Raw genomic sequence first — 15,622 nt, forward strand, 5'->3', positions numbered from 1 at the left:
ACCCATAGGCATCGACCTTTCTTCAAAGGATTTGAACTGCAAAAAGAACTTATTAGTCCTTGCCGGTGAAGATAATCACAAGCACGGATGCAACGAATGCTGCAGACACGATCAGGAATTCCCAGGGGTTTTCCATGATGGTGGACTTAGCAGAACCGGCAGAGCTGTTTTCGAGAGCAGCCTGTTCTTCGGCCTTGGCCTTAGCAGCTTCTTCGGCAGCCTTCTTTTCTTCTTCGGCCTTGGCAAGAGCGGCGCTATCGACCGGAGCTTCTTCAGCCTTTGCTTCGAGAACTTCGGCAGCGGCGCTATCCTTGGCAGGTTCGGCGGCTACGGCAGCTTCGGCAGGAGCGGCGGAGTCAGCCGGAGCAGCGGCAGCTTCAGCAGGAGCGGCTTCGGCGGCAGGTGCAGCAGCAGAATCTGTAGCAGCAGGAGCGGCAGCGGCTTCAGCAGCGGGTGCTTCAGCCTTCGGGGCTTCGGCAGGGGCAGCAGCTTCAGCAGCAGGGGCTGCAGCGGCTTCGGCCTTCGGAGCTTCGGCAGCAGGCTGAGCAGCGGGAGCGGCAGCTTCGGCCTTCGGGGCTTCAGCGGCCGGCTTTGCGGCTTCGGCAGCAGGGGCGGCCTTGGCAGCCGGAGCGGCGTTCTTGGCAGCGGGGGCTGCAAAAACAACAGCAGAGGCAAGCATAGTTGCAAGCATCAGATTCTTGATCTTCATAGTATTCCTCTCAGTTTAAACTTTTTACAGTGTAAAAAATAGTACAAATCACACCTTTTTGTTCAAAAAAATTAAAAAAAATTACAAATTATCTGTTTTTTTGGTCGTTTCATCGCCTTTTAGCAAAACTAAGCACTAGTTATCAACAATAGCAGGCTTTTTTAGGGGAGTGGCGAAAGACAAAAGACGAAAGAATTTAAATTTTAAAGCAAGAAGACACATAGGCGTCATCCTGGAGCGCAGCGACGGGAACCAGTACTGGAATCCCTCCCTTCGGTCGAGAATGACTGCAGAGGATCAAACCTTTAACCCTTAACCCCTATTATCTACTATGGCATTCAAATACGAAGCGACCGTGCAGCACGGCGAAGACAAGACTGAATACGTGAACCTCGGCAAGGAAGGCATTTCCGTTGCCGAATTCGAAGGCAAGAAGATTTTGAAGGTCGCCCCCGAGGCCCTTACCAAGATCGCCCAGGCAGCATTCGAAGAAGTGAGCTTCAGGCTCCGCCCGGCCCACACCCAGAAGGTGGCAAAAATCCTTCAGGACCCGGAAGCCTCCGATAATGACAAGTTCGTAGCCCTCACGCTTCTGAAGAACGCCTGTGTCGCCGCCAAGGGAATCCTCCCGTTCTGCCAGGACACCGGTACCGCCATCTGTATTTGCCACAAAGGCCAGCAGGTCTGGACCGGCGCCGACGACGCAAAGGCAATTTCCGAAGGTATCTACAACGCCTACACCGGCAAGAACCTGCGCTACAGCCAGATTGCCCCCCTGACCATGTACGAAGAAAAGAACACGGCTTGCAACCTCCCGGCTCAGATCGACATTCACGCCGAAGAGGGCGCGGACCTCAAGTTCCTGTTCGTTGCGAAGGGCGGTGGCTCTGCCAACAAGACCTACTACTGGCCGATGACCAAGGCGCTCCTCAACCCGAAGTCCCTTGAAAAGTTTATTGCAGACAAGGTAAAGACGCTCGGTACGGCAGCCTGCCCTCCGTACCACCTCGCCATCGTGATTGGTGGAACCTCTGCCGAAATGAACACCCACACCGTGAAGCTCGCTAGCTGCGGTTACCTCGATGACCTTCCGACCACAGGAAGCGAAGGCGGCCGTATGTTCCGCGACGTGGAAATGGAAGAAAAGGTTCTGCACATCTGCCAGAAGACGGGCATCGGCGCCCAGTTCGGCGGAAAATACTTTGTTCATGACGTACGCGTCATCCGCTGTCCGCGCCATGCAGCAAGCTGCCCGGTCTCTATCGGCGTCAGCTGCTCCGCCGACCGCAACATCAAGGCAAAGATTGACGAAAACGGCCTCTGGCTCGAAAAGATGGAACACAATCCGGAACAGTACCTGCCGAAGGGCGACGCCGTGAACATGGCCCCGGCCGTGGAAATCGATCTCGACCGCCCGATGAAGGACGTGCTCGCCGAACTCACCAAGTACCCGGTCAAGACCCGCCTGAACCTCAAGGGCACGATGATTGTCGCCCGCGACATGGCACACGCAAAGATTGCCGAAATCTTCGACAAGCAGGAAAAGGGCGAAGCCCTCACCGATATCGAAAAGACCGTTCTCGAAGTCGTGTCCAACCACCCGATTTACTACGCTGGCCCCGCCAAGACTCCGGAAGGCATGCCCACCGGAAGCTTCGGCCCCACGACCGCCGGCCGTATGGACCCGTACGTAATGCGCTTCCAGAGCAAGGGCGCCTCGATGATCATGGTGGCTAAGGGCAACCGCAGCCAGGATGTCACGGACGCCTGCCACAAGTACGGTGGATTCTACCTCGGCTCCATCGGCGGCCCGGCAGCCATCCTCGCCGAACAGAATATCCTGAGCAACGACATCGTCGCCTTCCCGGAACTCGGCATGGAAGCCATCCGCAAGATCACCATCAAGGACTTCCCCGCCTTCATCTTGGTGGATGATAAGGGCAACGATTTCTTTAAGGATCTCCTCTAAGGCCGTTGCCCTTGCGCCAAGCGAATGCGGCTCGTCTTAACGAGCCGTAGGAGCGCGGAGTATTTGGCTTCGTAGATTCTTTATTGCGGGGGTCAAATACGGAGTCTCATTAGGGCAACGACTTCTTTAAAGATCTCCTCTAAGGCCGTTGCCCTTGCGCCAAGCGAATGCGGCTCGTCTTAACGAGCCGTAGGAGCGCGGAGTATTTGGCTTCGTAGATTCTTTATTGCGGGGGTCAAATACGGAGTCTCATTAGGGGAATGACTTCTTCAAGGATCTCCTCTAAGGAAGCTTCGCTTCGAAGCATGAGTGCGCTCGAAAACTCGCTTTGAGGTGAGAGCGACTCAGATAAAATTTTCCCGCCGGTTACACCGGCGGGATTTTTCATACAAAGTCAGATAAATTCGGAAGCAATTGTCGCGGATTCCTAGTAGTCCTTGTATTCCACGTTCTGGAGGACTAGCCCCTGCGGAGGCGCCCAAGTGCGTTCACCCTTAAAATTCTTCTCGAAAATCTGGTTCACGGTTCCAAGCGGGAATCGTCCACGGCCCACATCAAAGAGCGTTCCGACCATTGCACGCACCTGCCGGTGCAAGAAACGGTTTCCCTTGATATGGAACATGCAACTCCAGTCGTTCAGGCGTTCCAGCCGAAATTCCGTCAAGATGCAGTCCGTCGGCTTACCATCGTTTCGAGGAATGCAAAAGTCGATAAAGTCATGGTGTCCCAGGAAAGACTTTGCCTCCTGTTCCATAGCATCCAAATTCAGGTTCAGCGATCCGCATTCCCAGCCAAAGTCACGCAACAGCGCGACCGGACGCGTAAACAGCGTGTATTGGTAATAGCGGCAAAGGGCATCATAGCGGGAATGAAAATCGGGAGCGCAAGGTTCCAGATCGCGAATGCGAATCAGTCTTTTGGTAAGGCCGTTCACCGAACGTACAACCCTGGCACAATCGAGTTCACCGTCAAAATCAAAGTGGACGCACTGACCGCGGGCATGCACCCCCGTATCGGTCCGGCCAGAACCCGTAATACGAATAGGCGTACGAAGCGCAACGGAAAAAGCTTCTTCCAGCGCAGACTGTACCGTTACAAACTTGGTCTTGCCGCCCTCGTTCTGGGCTTGCCAACCGTAGAATGCGCTGCCCAGGTATTCGCAACGAAAGCGATACCGCATTAGCCCATGGCTTCCTTGATAACCGCCTCGACCTTTTCCTGAGAAATCTTCAGGCTTGAGGCAATGGCAGACGCAGGGAAACCGCGACGCGACATCTGCAAGATCTTGACCTTTTCGCTAGATTCGCGATCGAAGCGGGTCACCTCGAGCGGGCTTTTCGACTGCAGGTTCGGGTCACCCGTCATATTGCGACTTTGCGCACGGAGCTTCATCGTCCTTTCACGGGAAAGGCCACGCGGTGTACGCAACACATCCGACAGGTTCTGCATCGCAGAAGTGATACGTTCCTTGGCCGTCGGACGAAGAGTCGGCTTACTGTCGGGCGATTCGGTCGTCAAGATCTTATTTTCAGGGACGCCGTTTTCGTCTTCAAATACAATCTGCGGCTTTTCGGCGTTTTCCGAAGGTACCGCCGTCGTCTGAGTCGCCTGCTGTTCCATCGTTTCACGCTTGCGGGCCGCATAGGCCTCGGCATCGGCAATAATGGAACGCTTTTCGCGGCGCGGATGCGGACGCGGAGGAATCGTCGCATCGTCAAGTCCACCCTTGGTTTCCTTGAAACGCTCCGCCTTCACCGCTTCCATGCGGCGGGTAATAATTTCCTGACGCTTACGCAACACAAAGATCAAGATGACAACGCAAAGGGCAACAGCGGCAATACCGCCCACAATCCACTTTACCGTTTCAAAGGACAGGGGGATTCCGCCAACCGTCGTTGCCTCTCCCGGTTCTACGGCAGGCGCGGCACGCATCGAAGCCAAGTTTTCCCACGCGGAATCGAGTTGCAACCGAATAGCCACCTGCGCATCGGGCGTACCTCGGGAATTCCACAAGGCAAGCTCCAGCGAATCGATCCTTGAACGAGCCACAAGATAGGCATCGGCTTTGAAAGACGAACTGGCACCGGAAAAATCTACGGTCAAATAGGCAGCAAGAGCACAAACCAGTACAAGCAGCACTAGGGGCGCGACAAACTTCTTCATGTTCAATAAGATAGCAAATTTTAACCAAAGCATCCAAATTCAAAAGACAAATCGTTTCGAAAAAGAAACTCCTGCATCGAGGGAATGTTGTCAATCGTTGAAAATTTCTCAACACTTTCTTAAAGAGAAATCGCAGTCCCCATAGTCAAGAAGGGATCAGATTTCTAACTTAACAGTCAAGAACTCTTTGTTCTCCTCCTAACCCCCAAAAAACTCCCTGGCGCAAGTCAGGGAGTTTTTGTTTTTCAAGCCCAACAAAAAAACGGATTGCCTCGAAAGCAACCCGTCCAAAAGGCTTACGCCCGTAATTAGCGATTGTTCAAGGCATCGGCAATGATGACCCTGTTGCCCGCCGACTGAATGGCGAGCTGCATCGAAGCCGCCGCCGTATAAAGGAGCGAATTCACATCGGAGGCATGCACCGGCATTACCGAGACACCCATGCTGAGCGTCGTCGCAAGGATCGTGTCGCCGTAGGCAATCTGCAACTGCGAAATCTCGTTGCGAATCTTGTCGGCACGCTGACGCGTAATCTTGAGGTCTGCACCCGGGAGAATCACGCAGAATACCTCGCCTTCGTAACGGCACGGGATATCTTCGCTGCGGACATAACCCGGCAAACGTTGGCCCAGTTCCCACAGGAGCTGTTCCACGGCATGGCGGCCACGGGTCTGCTGAATATCGACCACCGCATCCGGATAAAGCATGATAAGGCCAATCGGATTCTTGTGACGGATTGCCGCAGACACCTCACGGGAAAGAGATTCTTCCATGTAGCGGCGGTTGAACAGCCCCGTCAGGTTATCGCGAATGCTCTGCTGTTTGAAACGGACGTTCAAGTTCTGGTTTGCAATGTACTGTCCAAAGGTCGTTGCAACAATGCTCACCTTCGCATGCCAGTCATCCAGGGACTCGTTGTCGGGCAGGACGTCCGTCTGCAACGAGAAGATGCCAAAATGTTCCTCGATGCCTTCAATCGGAGCGCAGAAAGAAACTCCCTTCGGATGATGATGCAGATGGGTGCAGCCGCCCGTGAGTTCCGGCGTAGAATAATCGGTGATTACGATATCGCCCGAAGCATAGCTTGCGCATTCACCCGGACGGATCACATCGTCACTAATGATGTAGGGGCCAAAAGAAAGCACCTTGTGCAAATCAGTCTGCGTCCCTGCATACATATACAGGATACCCGCCGCGTTGGGGAAAAGCTTCGGCAGCAGGTTTTCGAGCGCCTTGACCACCTCGGGAACAGGACGGTCTTTCAGGAGTACCCTGGAATACTGTTTCCACACGTCCAGCGGAAAGCCCACGCGCACAGCCTGTTCATCCAATTTTTCGAGAGCCGCCTTAGCGGGAAGGGCTCCCTTGGGAAGCGGCATATCTTCGGGTTCCAGTTCCGGTTCGCGTTTTTCGCTTGCAGGAAGCCCCGTCACGAAATCAAACTTTTCTCCCTTGATCGAATTCAGGGTTTCGGTGAATTCCGCCTCAGCGTTTTCCACCTTCTTCTTGCAGATATTGTACAGGACAAACCCAAGAACAATGCCCCAGGCGCCGACAAAAAAGAACTTTCCACCTACAGAAAGAGTCGTCTCGGGCACAAAGTACGAAACGACAACTCCTGCGACAAATGCAATTAACCAAAAGATGTAAGTCAAGAAACTCATACCAATAATTTAGTTAATTGAGAAAAGAACGGGCAACCCGAATATTTCCAAAAAGAGGCTCTACTCACCGCTTTTCATGGCATCGTACTGGGCCTTCACCCATTTTGCACTGCGGGCGGTAGACTCTATGGTCAATTCGTCGATGATTCCATTCCAAGTGTCATTGGCGACTTCACTTCCGCCAATGCAGAAGGGAACGGGTTCGGCAAAATCCTTGGGAGTAAACTTGTCACCGGTTGCCGACTCATTAGCCAGTTCTCCATTCACGTATAGATACAACTTTCCACTTTCGTAAACAAGGACGATATTCGCCCATTCGTTCGGCGGGAGCACTCCGCCTCTTTCGGTATTGCCCTTAGAAAGCGAAACATAACCCGTAGACGTGATTCCGTCGCTCACGGCGACAATGGAACTCGTCAAGAAGTCATACTGCAGCTGGAACCTTGCGGCCGATTGAGTCCAATCAATTCGCTGGGCAAAAAGTAGCTGGTAGATGCTACCGACACGGAAGCCCTTCCAAACGGTCCATATCGAAAGGGTAAAGTCACCCTCGCACGGATCGACATTGCCAACACCAATGTACTGTCCAACCTTCAGGGAAATTCCCTTTCCTGAAATACCATCCACGTATTCAACACTGTCCGGATCGGCAAGGGTTCCATCGCTGTTGTAAACAACCGTTCCGTCATTTTCGCCGTCCATGTGAAGATTGATCGAAATGGCAAGATTTTCAGTCGTATCGACCTCGGTCGAATCCGTTTCAACGGGAGGCGTTTCCAGCGAATCATCCGGTACGACAACCGGTTCAGGAACAGTGATTCCCGCAGGGACATCAACCATAATACCGGCAAAGGTAACCCCGCTATAGTAGCGATAATCCGAAATCGTGAGCAACCCGTTGTTTTCCGCACGCTTTTCAAGCGACGGAATCTTAAGCGTATCACCAACAGCGGCCGTCATGAAATCGAAGTGCGCCATAGGCTGTTCATCCGCCACATACACCAGCGAGATTTCACCCACAGGCATAGACGAGAATGCAAACGAACCGTCAGAATTCACGGGAGCAGTTTCGCTGCGTCCGACAATGCGCATATAACCGGAACTGGCATCGGCGACACTGCTTTCGAGCCTGCGCGGATATCCAACCATCACATGAGCACTTTCCTTATTCTGGATGCGGGAAAGTCCCATTGTACCGTCGCCCCCTTCGGCATAGAGCACCACGGAGCGCGTACTGTCGAACTTCAAGCTGAACATTCCGTTATCGTCCGCAAATACGACTACGGACGAATCTTCTAGCGCGGTTTTACCCCAGTCATCGTAATAGGCTACCACGCGGGCACGGGCCACGGGCTGATTGCTCTCGGTCACTACAAAGCCTTCCGCAACGGAGTTTCCGATATCCGTCACGCCGCCCGCCATATCGTCACCTTTGGAACAAGACGACAAGACCAGCGCAAACAAGGACACGGCCGCAAAGCCCAACAAATTTTTCAAAGAAATAACGCCAGAGGCATTTTTGAACAAGTTATCCATTATTTCGCCTCCTTTTCAATTTTCTTACTCATCGGGAACGCAACAAGCATCATTTCGTACACACGCTCTACATTAAGGTCATTGGCTGCCCGCGCAATAATCTTTTTGCGGGCCTCCTCCAGCACCTCCACCGCATAATCATAAGAACTTTCGCTCATGGCAAGAGTCGTAAACGCAGCAAAGCGTTCGTTCTTGGGCATCGATTCTACGGCGCCAATGGCATGCTGAATATATTCGCGACGGATCTGTCTTAAGGCTATCGGCGGGATCTCGGAGGCATCGAGCATCTGCGATGTCGCCTCAAAACGATCTCCCACTTTCTTGAGCAGATTCCAGTCCAAAAGGTTTTTGACTGCCTCGCGGGCTTCGTCGGTCGTAATCTGCGGGGTAAGCATACGGGCAAGCAACATATAGTCGCCATGCCAATCGGCATTCACGGCCATTTCGCGTACCACCGGATAGTACCATTTGCTAAAGTACGCCTGTTCGCGAGTCGTGACATGTGTAAATTCAATCTGCTTACGAATCTGGACAATCTGTTCCCAGGCGTTTTCGCGTTCCCCCACTTGCTGGGCCTGATTGTACTGCACCAACGCCTCGAAATAGGCTTTCTGCAACGGTTCGAAATTCATCGCCTTCGCGATTTTTTCAATGGACTTCGGCGTCAGGTTAAAACGTCCACGGATCACGTTCAAGCAATAAGAAGAACTGCTGAATCCCGCTTTCGCCGCAAAAAAGCGGTGCGAAAAAACAGCCCGCATCTTCTTCTGTTCCTCGAAGTAATCCTGCAGGAACTTGCGGAAGTCGTCGTAATCAAACAGATGATCTAGCGCAATACACATATTCGTAAAATAAATATTTTTTACACGAAAATCAATAGCCCGAGGAAATTTTTACACACCCCAAATTGCCGTTTTAAGGCGAAATTTGACAAAAATCACATTACCGATACGATTTGTTTCAGTTCGAGCCGTTCAAAAATTGTTTACACACTTAAAAAGGGAGAATCCTCTCCCTAACTCTAGCCACGGCTCAGCCTGCTCCGCACGCCATCAAGACCGTTCGGCCCTATTGCAGAAAAGATTTGTCTATTTAGCCTCACTCTCGCCACAGTCCCAGCTTAACGCATGGGACTTTAGGCTCACAAATGGCCGTTCCGGAACGTTCGCTTAGCGGCCAGGCTTTCGTCGTGTCTATCGTTACCCTCTCTAACGGGGAGCCCCCGTAACGCCCCCATAAAAAATGTCACACGGATTTTATCCGTGTGACAATTAAGGCGATGTTCGCCTTTGTATGCTACATACCCTTGTTGCGCTACTTCGTAGCGCAAACGGCGTAGATTTGCTTATGTCGGCAAGCGAGCTTGCCGCCGCAATCAAATCTACATGCCTTTTTTGAAATTCTTCAGCAGAGCGCTCATCTTGCCAGGCATGGCTGCGGCCTTCTTCGGAGCTGCACCCGGGCGTTCCTTGCCGGCGATTTTCGCCTTGAGGTCAGCGAGAGTTGCATGGCCCTGAATGCCGCCCTGCGGGCGGGCATTGCCGCGACCGTCGCGGCCGTGGCCACCGAATCCGCCACGGTTACCACCAGCACGCTGGCCACGCGGGCCATTAGCACCTGCACCAGCGACACCATCGGTAGATTCCTGCTTCATAGAGAGGCTAATACGCTTCTGTCCCACATCAACAGCCACGACACGCACCTTCACGATGTCGCCCACGGTCAAAACCGTCTTTGCGTCTTCCACGAACTTGTCGCTGATTTCAGAAACGTGCACGAGGCCGTCCTGATGAACACCGATATCCACGAAGGCTCCGAAGTTTGCCACGTTGGTGACGACACCTTCCATCCAGCTACCCGTAATCAGGTCCTGAATCGTGCGGATCTTGTCATCGAATTTGGCGTAGCGGAATTCCTTACGCGGGTCGCGGCTCGGCTTCTGAAGTTCCTTCATGATGTCTTCCAAAGTAGCCTTACCCACTTCGTCAGAGAGGAATTCTTCGAGGTTAATCGCCTTCACAGCTTCGGCATTACCCACCATATCCTTCACAGACACGCCAGCCTTTTCGGCCATTTTTTCCACGAGGGCGTAGTTTTCGGGGTGAACGGCAGAATCATCCAACGGGTTTTCGGCACCCGGAATGCGCATAAAGCCAGCAGCCTGTTCAAAGGCCTTCGGACCGAAGCCCTTCACATTCTTCAAGGCTTCGCGGCTAGCATAGGCACCGTTTTCTTCGCGGTACTTCACAATCGCTTCGGAAAGCGTGTTGCTGAGGCCTGCCACATGAGAAAGAAGCGGAGCAGAGGCGCTGTTCACGTCGACACCGACCATGTTCACGCAGCTTTCCACCACTTCGTCCAGGCGCTTCTTGAGTTCGCGCTGGTTCACATCATGCTGATACTGGCCCACGCCAATGGACTGCGGATCGACCTTCACGAGTTCAGCAAGCGGATCCTGCAAGCGGCGGCCAATGGAAATGGCGCCACGAGTCGTCACGTCTTCCTTCGGGAATTCCTGAATGGCGACCATGCTTGCGCTGTACACAGAAGCACCGGCTTCAGAAACGATGACGCGCGGCGGAACCTTGCCCTTGAACTTGGCAGACATTTCAGCGCAGAAGGCGTCCGTTTCGCGGCTAGCAGTACCGTTACCGATAGCGATCAAATCAATCTTGTACTTGTCAATGAGGCCCATCAGGTACACAGCGGCACCGGCCTTGTCGTTCCACGGTTCATGCGGCTTGATAATGCCGTGATCCATGAACTTGCCGTTTTCGTCGAGCACGGCCACCTTGCAACCCGTACGGAAACCCGGGTCGAGAGCGAGCACAGCCTTGTGACCTGCCGGAGCGGCGAGCAAAACGTCTTGCAGGTTCTTGCTGAACACCTTGAAAGCTTCTTCTTCGGCGGCGTCCTTGAGCATCAGGCGCACTTCGCTTTCCATGCTGGGCTGGAGCAGACGTTCCCAGGCATCCTGGCACATGGCTTCCAAATACGGAGTCCAAGTCGTATTGCCCTTGATAATCTGAGTCTTGAGGTAGCCCACCATTTCTTCGTTCGGCACTTCGATAGAGAGGCGGAGTACCTTTTCCTTTTCGCCACGGCGGAGAGCGAGCATACGGTGACTCGGAATCTTTCCGACCGGTTCGCTAAAGTCGTAGTAGTCCTTGAACTTGGTTTCCTGATTTTCGAAATCCTTCTTGACCTTCGAAATCATGACGCCCGTCTTTTCCATCTTGTTACGCAGATACTGACGGAATTCAGTGTTGTCAGCCACTTCTTCGGCCAGAATGTCGGCGGCCCCCTTCAGGGCGGCCTTCGGATCGGCAAGGCCCTTTTCTTCGGACAGGTAAATCAGGGCAATCTGTTCGGCCGTGTTGCCGGTTTCTTCCTGCGCCCACATGAGACGGGCCAAGGGTTCGAGGCCAAGTTCCTTTGCGGCAGTCGCACGAGTGCGCTTCTTGGGCTTGTACGGAGCGTAAATATCTTCGAGAAGAGTCTTGTCCTTACAGGCTTCGATCTGCGCCTTGAGTTCGGGAGTAAGTTTTCCCTGTTCTTCGATACTCTTGAGGATCGTTTCCTTACGGTCCACGAGTTCTTGCAAGTAATCGCGGCGGTGGCTTATATCGCGCAGCTCGATTTCGTTCAGCGTGCCCGTCTGGTCTTTACGGTAGCGGGCGATAAAGGGGATGGTACCACCCTGGTCCATCAATTCGAGTGCCTTGGCGACACGCCATACTTCAAGGTTAAGCTCTTCGGCAATAATTGCAGAAAAATCCATAATGTAGTTCCGTTTTTAAGTTCGGTTCGAGGGTCCAACCGTCCTGTTCTTCACGCAAGACGCGCGGCCCTAAGTTCAACCCGACGACCTCCGTCGAGTGCCCCGGGGATAAACACGATCCCGAAAGCAAAAATGAATATAGAATAAAAAAATGACAGCAAAATGTCAAAATGAAGAGGAATATTCCAAATTGGAACAATTTGAGAACATATTTTCTTCTTACAAAATTATGTTTGTAAAAATTTGTTTTATATTTATAGTGTTAAACTCCAACAAAGGAGTCTAGTATGTTTGGTAATTTGGTAAATAAAAAAGCTTTGAGCAAAAAGGCGGGTTTCACCATTATCGAGTTAATGGTGGTGATTATTATTGTGAACCTACTTTCGGGGATCGCAGTTCCCAAATGCACCGAGCTTATTGAAAAAGCAAAAGAACGCGTCGACATGCTTAAACTTTACTACTTGCGCGATGCAATAGAAAGAGCATTGTACGAAAACGATGTTCATAACATCTCTGAAGGAGCAAAATGCGGAAACGCGACATCAAACAAATCTAAGTTGGACGAATATCTTTCTAGCAAAAAAGGCGTTTCTCTATTTGTGATTGAAAGACATGATTCTTTTACTGCAAATTATCAAGGAATACACGACAAAGCAAAAGAAAACAATATGTGCGGCCTTGTCTATGACGGCGGATTCTGGAATACAGCCCTTAAGGAATCCGGCTTTGAAGCCGTAGCGGCAATCGTTTCTGACCGAGCCAACAATAACAGTTTTAATAGAAGCTCAAAGCTCTATACCACTAAAAACGTCAAAACTGTCAATAACAAAACATGGACACGAACCTACCCCACCAAACCACTCTTCCAGAGCAAAGCCATGACTTCTGATTACGGTGCAAAGGGCGAAAATCAGTCTCGAATTACCATGCGCGCAAGATGGAGGAACTGCGACCCTAGCAGCCATTCTATAGACGTTTTCTTTATGAACGAGTCAACCCATAAACCGCTACAAGGAGTTTTCACGACATTTGCAACAATGGCCAACTACGATGCCAAAGGGTGCAAATAACAGACTTCAAAAATTTTATATTTAAGACACAGATGCTCAAGAAGGGAAAATCTAATGCTTACAAAGGTTTTAGATAAAACAAAACAAAAACGTAGGAAAGGCGGATTTACAATCATCGAGTTAATGGTCGTTATTATTATCATTAACGTGCTTTCAGGCGTTGCCATACCCAAACTCTCGGACTATATCGAAAAAACTAAACAGAAAATTGATCTTTTGACACTTTATTCCTTGCGCGACGCCTTAAGCAGGGCTTTATACCAGGACGACTTTTCACGTATCGATGAATCGACAACCTGCAGCGGCAGAAAAAACAGCAAAGAAAACTTAAGCAAATGGTTAGCTAGCAAAGACGGCGTAACGTTATTCATTATCGAGCTACACGATATACTCCCTGCCAATTATCAACCTGACAACAAGAACAGAATCTCGGACAACCAAAACATGTGCGGACTCCTTACAAGCGAAGGCTTTTGGAACGACGCTCTTAGGGAAGCTGGTTTCGAAGCCGTAGCGAACATCCTCATCGACAGGCAAACCGGCAAATACCGAAAAGATAAGGGTTACACCGCCTACCAAGTGAAGATTAACAACCAAAACTGGTGGAGAACGTTCCCCACCAAGTCCCTTTTTGTCAGCAAGGCCATGAATGGAGACCCTGACGCCGCCATGACTGGAGTCGGTGGGCAAAATAGGTACAACTTTAAAATCAGGTGGACTGGCGCAAACGAGAAAAGTCATTCTCTCGAAGTTTTCATACAGAGCGCACAAGGCACAGGAGCGGGAAAACCGTTTACGACACGTCTCGGCACCTGTTTTTCAACAGATCACGCACTCTGCAACTAATGCGCTTCTACCAACAACCCTTTCCTATCGCGGTCGCCCCAAAAAGGAAAACGGGCGGCCCTTCTTTTTACTACCTTGTAGTTACTATGAGTGAAAACTGTCTTTTCTGCAAAATCATCAAGGGAGAAATCCCTTCCAAGAAAATCTACGAAGACGATGACGTATTCGCCTTCTATGACATCGCCCCGCAGGCTCCGGTACACTTTCTGGTGGTGCCGAAGCGCCACATCGCAACCATCATGGACATGAAGCCTGAAGATTGCGAACTCGTGGGCAAGATGCTCTACCGCGCACAAATTATCGCGAAGGAACTCGGCATCGAGGAATCCGGTGCACGATTCGTATTCAACTGCAAGGCCGACGCCGGACAGACGGTGTTCCACATTCACCTGCACGTGCTCGGCGGACAAGTCATGGGCTGGCCTCCGTTCCCGGAAAAATAGACGAAAGAACGCTCGTAAACTCGCTACAGACTAGAGACGATAGATTTTATAAAGGCGCTTTGCGCATTAATATTGTGCGGCAGTGCCGCGATTCATCATCTTTCGTCTCTCGTCTTTCGTCTCTCGTCTATGATTAAGTCTCGCGCCATTGTACTGCATCGCTTCCCCTACAGCGACTCCAGCTTTATCGTGAAAGCGCTCACGGAAGAGTGTGGCGTGGTGAGCTTTATTATCAAGGGAGCAAAGCGAAAGGAGTCTCCCTTTAAGGGAGCACTCGACCCGCTCGCTCTTTCGGAAGTGGTATTCCGGCAAAATCCCTCGACCGACCTCCAGTTCGTCAAGGAGGCCTCCATCATCGATTGGCACGGTCAATTACGGGCCTCGCTGATGGAGCTTGCCATCGCCCAGGTGATGGCAGAAATCGTGCTGCGGTATGCACCGCCCGCGACCCCAATTCCCGACGAGTTTACCTTACTCGACCATGCCCTCGCAGAACTCGACTCCACCGCAAGCCACGCCGCAGGCCAAGCAAGCACCGACGATTCCATATTTTCCCGTTGGCTTTTAGACATTTGCGACCTGTGGGGCTACCACCTGGACCTAGGCGTATGCAGCCGCTGCGAAAAAATTCTGGTAGAACCCGCGGCAGACTTTTCTCCGGAATCTGGCTCGCTGATTTGCAAGCATTGCCTAGGCGTACAGTCACCCCGCGCACGCCAAGAGACGCTCAAGGGCCTATGGGAACTACATCTGCACGAAATTCACCCGAATCAGGCCGTACAAAACTTGAGCGGGCGCGTCTTTGTGGAGAACGCTTTGCTATCTTATCTGCGCAATCACATCGGATTCCTGAAAGAAATCCATTCCCTTTCATGGCTACAGGAGGTTCGTAAGTTATGCTCAGCCCCATCGACATAAAGAACAAGAAGGCTAAAGGCGAAAAAGTTTCGATGATTACAGCCTACGACTACGCTTTTGCCCAGATGGCAGAAGCGGCAGGCGTTGACCAGATTTTGGTAGGCGACAGCCTTGCAAATACCATGCTCGGCTACAAGAGTACCCGCGAAATTGGCATGAACGAGATGCTGATTTTTGTGTCGGCGGTTTGCCGCGGCGCCCCCAACACCCACGTAGTGGCCGACATGCCCTACTTGAGCGACAAGGACCCGCAAACGGCCTACGATAACGCTCGCCGCTTTATGGACGTGGGAGCTTCTTGCGTCAAAATCGAGGGTACTCCCGCTGGCGTGCACGAATATTTGCTGAGCCACGACATTCCTATTTGCGCGCACCTCGGACTTTTGCCGCAGACGGCCGAAAACTTCAAGCAGAAGGGCCGCACCGAAGAAGAAGCGGCCGCAATCATCGAGGCGGCCAAGTACGTAGACAGCCTGGGATGCTTCGAGATGGTGCTGGAACACATTCCCGAAGAGCTCGGCAC

The 15,622-nt window shown here is 51.9% G+C and carries 13 protein-coding genes; 6 read left to right on the forward strand and 7 right to left on the reverse strand.

Annotated features, from left to right (window positions below; all coding sequences use genetic code 11):
* Positions 1–52 precede the first annotated feature (52 nt).
* On the reverse strand, positions 53–709 hold the full coding sequence (locus Q0W37_RS04480) for a hypothetical protein (protein ID WP_297699181.1): 657 nt from the start codon (positions 707–709) through the stop codon (positions 53–55).
* 331 nt (positions 710–1,040) lie between these two features.
* On the opposite strand from Q0W37_RS04480, the gene Q0W37_RS04485 reads away from it, so the two are divergent.
* Positions 1,041–2,678, forward strand: coding sequence for a fumarate hydratase (locus tag Q0W37_RS04485; RefSeq protein WP_297699183.1), 1,638 nt, complete (start codon positions 1,041–1,043; stop codon positions 2,676–2,678).
* A gap of 427 nt (positions 2,679–3,105) precedes the next feature.
* Here the strand turns inward: Q0W37_RS04485 and truA are convergent, their stop codons facing one another.
* From truA to Q0W37_RS04515, 6 genes are all read right to left on the reverse strand, one after another.
* On the reverse strand, positions 3,106–3,858 hold the full coding sequence (gene truA / locus Q0W37_RS04490; RefSeq protein ID WP_297699185.1) for a tRNA pseudouridine(38-40) synthase TruA: 753 nt from the start codon (positions 3,856–3,858) through the stop codon (positions 3,106–3,108).
* Entirely contained in the window at positions 3,858–4,841 is a 984-nt protein-coding gene (locus tag Q0W37_RS04495; RefSeq protein WP_297699187.1) for a hypothetical protein, read from the reverse strand. Before Q0W37_RS04495 ends, truA begins: the two co-directional genes overlap by 1 nt.
* Before the next feature lie 308 nt (positions 4,842–5,149).
* Positions 5,150–6,505 carry a GGDEF domain-containing protein gene (locus tag Q0W37_RS04500; RefSeq protein WP_297699189.1) on the reverse strand — a complete coding sequence of 452 codons (1,356 nt, stop codon included), beginning with the start codon at positions 6,503–6,505 and terminating at the stop codon, positions 5,150–5,152.
* Positions 6,506–6,565: 60 nt separating this feature from the next.
* Positions 6,566–8,041 (reverse strand): LamG domain-containing protein, encoded by a 1,476-nt coding sequence (locus Q0W37_RS04505; RefSeq protein WP_297699191.1) that lies wholly within the window; start codon positions 8,039–8,041, stop codon positions 6,566–6,568.
* Positions 8,041–8,883 carry a TIGR02147 family protein gene (locus tag Q0W37_RS04510; RefSeq protein WP_297699193.1) on the reverse strand — a complete coding sequence of 281 codons (843 nt, stop codon included), beginning with the start codon at positions 8,881–8,883 and terminating at the stop codon, positions 8,041–8,043. The genes Q0W37_RS04505 and Q0W37_RS04510 overlap by 1 nt, the downstream gene beginning before the upstream one ends.
* 539 nt (positions 8,884–9,422) lie before the next feature.
* On the reverse strand, positions 9,423–11,822 hold the full coding sequence (locus Q0W37_RS04515; protein ID WP_297699195.1) for a Tex family protein: 2,400 nt from the start codon (positions 11,820–11,822) through the stop codon (positions 9,423–9,425).
* A 287-nt stretch (positions 11,823–12,109) separates the two neighbouring features.
* Here Q0W37_RS04515 and Q0W37_RS04520 point away from each other — a divergent pair, with 287 nt between their 5' ends.
* From Q0W37_RS04520 to Q0W37_RS04540, 5 genes are all read left to right on the forward strand, one after another.
* Complete coding sequence (locus Q0W37_RS04520; RefSeq protein ID WP_297699197.1) at positions 12,110–12,892, forward strand: type II secretion system protein; 783 nt, start codon at positions 12,110–12,112, stop codon at positions 12,890–12,892.
* Positions 12,893–12,946: 54 nt separating this feature from the next.
* The gene (locus Q0W37_RS04525; protein ID WP_297699199.1) at positions 12,947–13,738 is read left to right on the forward strand and encodes a type IV pilin protein; all 792 of its coding nucleotides are present in this window, start codon (positions 12,947–12,949) and stop codon (positions 13,736–13,738) included.
* An 86-nt stretch (positions 13,739–13,824) separates the two neighbouring features.
* Positions 13,825–14,181, forward strand: a complete 357-nt coding sequence (locus Q0W37_RS04530; protein WP_297699201.1) for a histidine triad nucleotide-binding protein — start codon at positions 13,825–13,827, stop codon at positions 14,179–14,181.
* A gap of 129 nt (positions 14,182–14,310) precedes the next feature.
* Positions 14,311–15,099, forward strand: coding sequence for a DNA repair protein RecO (gene recO / locus Q0W37_RS04535; protein ID WP_297699203.1), 789 nt, complete (start codon positions 14,311–14,313; stop codon positions 15,097–15,099).
* Positions 15,078–15,622, forward strand: a 545-nt coding sequence (locus tag Q0W37_RS04540; protein ID WP_297699205.1) for a 3-methyl-2-oxobutanoate hydroxymethyltransferase, incomplete at its 3' end; no start/stop codon positions are given. The genes recO and Q0W37_RS04540, both read left to right, overlap by 22 nt.

Origin of the sequence: uncultured Fibrobacter sp., assembly GCF_947166265.1 — a bacterium.
Taxonomy (GTDB): domain Bacteria; phylum Fibrobacterota; class Fibrobacteria; order Fibrobacterales; family Fibrobacteraceae; genus Fibrobacter.